The sequence below is a fragment of the Mycobacterium sp. E3247 genome (assembly GCF_001667785.1).
Taxonomy (GTDB): domain Bacteria; phylum Actinomycetota; class Actinomycetes; order Mycobacteriales; family Mycobacteriaceae; genus Mycobacterium.
Genome location: NZ_LZJG01000080.1, coordinates 1 through 1,891, shown reverse-complemented (window position 1 = coordinate 1,891; position 1,891 = coordinate 1). Strand labels below are relative to the sequence as shown.

General features: G+C 64.7%; 1 protein-coding gene. It reads right to left on the bottom strand.

The annotated features are described in order from the left end of the window. Window positions 1-76: 76 nt before the first annotated feature. Window positions 77-1,891: MMPL family transporter (locus A9X04_RS04430; protein WP_156764215.1), on the bottom strand; the 1,815-nt coding region annotated here is incomplete at its 5' end.

Genomic DNA, 1,891 nt, shown 5'->3' with positions numbered 1-1,891 from the left:
CCACCGCGGCCACACCGCACTCGGCGGCCAACCACCCGCCACCCGCGTACCTAACCTCTCGGGTCAGTACAGCTAGCTAACGCGCCGGCGACGCGACCACCGGGTCGTCGTCCTCCCACAGCAGCAGCTGCCGAACCGCCGGACGCGGTCCGTACGGCCGCAGCATCGTGCTGGCGGGGCGCGGGCGCACCCGTTGGGGCCACCAGAACCACCGACCGAGAATCCGTGCGACGGAAGGCGTCATGAACGACCGCACGATCAGCGTGTCGAACAGCAAGCCGAGGCCGATGGTGGTGCCGATCTGACCGAGCACCTGGAAACCGCTGAACACGAACGCACACATGGTGACGGCGAAGACGATGCCGGCCGAGGTGACCACCGATCCAGAGCCGGCCATCGCCCGGATGATGCCGGTGTTCAGGCCGGCATGAATTTCTTCCTTGAACCGCGAGATCAACAGGAGGTTGTAGTCGGATCCGACCGCCAACAGCAGGATCACGGCAAGCGCGAGCACGACCCAATACAACTGGATCCCGAAGAGGTACTGCCACACCAGAACTGACAACCCGAACGAGGCGCCCAGCGATAGGGCGACCGTGCCCACGATGACGAGCGCGGCGATCAGGCTGCGCGTGATGATCATCATGATCAGCAGAATGAGGCTCAGCGCCGCGAACGCCACGATCATCAGGTCATACTTGGCGCCGTCCTGGATGTCCTTGTACGTCGAGGCGGTCCCGCCGAGATAGACCCCCGCGCCCGCCATCGGCGTGCCCTTCAGGGCCTCGTGCGCGGCCTTGGCCATCGGGTCGATGTGCGAAATGCCCTCGGGGGTCGCGGGATCGCCTTCGTGCGTGACGATCATGCGGGCGGCCTTGCCGTCGGGCGAGAGGAACAGTTTGAGCCCGCGCTTGAAGTCGGGGTTGTTGAAGACCTCGGGCGGCAGGTAGAACGTGTCGTCGTTCTTGGCGGCGTCGAAGGCCCGTCCCAGAGCCGTCGCGTTGTCGATCGCGGCCGCGGTCTGGGCGTAAATGCCCGACAGCGTGGCGTAATTGGCCAGCGTCAGATCCCGATTGGTCTGCTGGCTGTCGATCTGCGGCGGTATCAGCTCCACCAGTTTCGGCTGCAGCGCGTCGAGCTTGTCGAGCGAAGCCGTGAGGCTTTCGAACTTCTCTGTGAGCTGGTCGATGCCGTCGAGCGCGTCGAAGAGTGACCGGAACGCGAAGCAGACGGGGATGTCGTAACAGTGCCTCTCCCAATAGAAGTAGCTGCGGATGGGCCGGAAGAAGTCGTCGAAGTTCGCGATCTTGTCGCGCAGATCCTGGATCGTACCGAGCGTGTCGTGGAAACTCTGCGTCTCGTCGTGGGTGGTGCCGGCGAGCTGCTGCTGCAACACGTACTGCTGTTTCAGGATGTTGATGGTCTTGTTCAGTTCGTTGGCCTGCTTGAGGGCATCCTCGGCCCGATCTCGTTGGTAGGTCAGGTTTTCCTGCTGCGCCGCGCTGGAATTGCTGACCACGAACGCGAGCGAGCTGTGAACGAGCGGGGTGCCCAGCGGACGGGTGATGGTCTGCACCTGCGCCACGCCGGGAACGTGAAACACCGCCTTGGCCACCTTGTCCAGGACGAGCATGCTCTCCGGGTTACGCATGTCGTGATCGGTTTCGACCATCAACAACTCGGGCTCCAGCCGGGCCCGCGAGAAATGCTTCTCCGCGGCGGTGTAGCCGACATTGGCCGGCGCGCTGGCGGGCATGTAGGGACGGGTGTCGTAACTGGTCTTGTACCCGGGTAAAGCTATGAGTCCGACCAGGGCCAGCGCGCAGGCCGCCGCGAGTACCGCGCCCGGCCAGCGGACGATGGCGGTGCCGATCCGCCGCCAGCCGCGGGT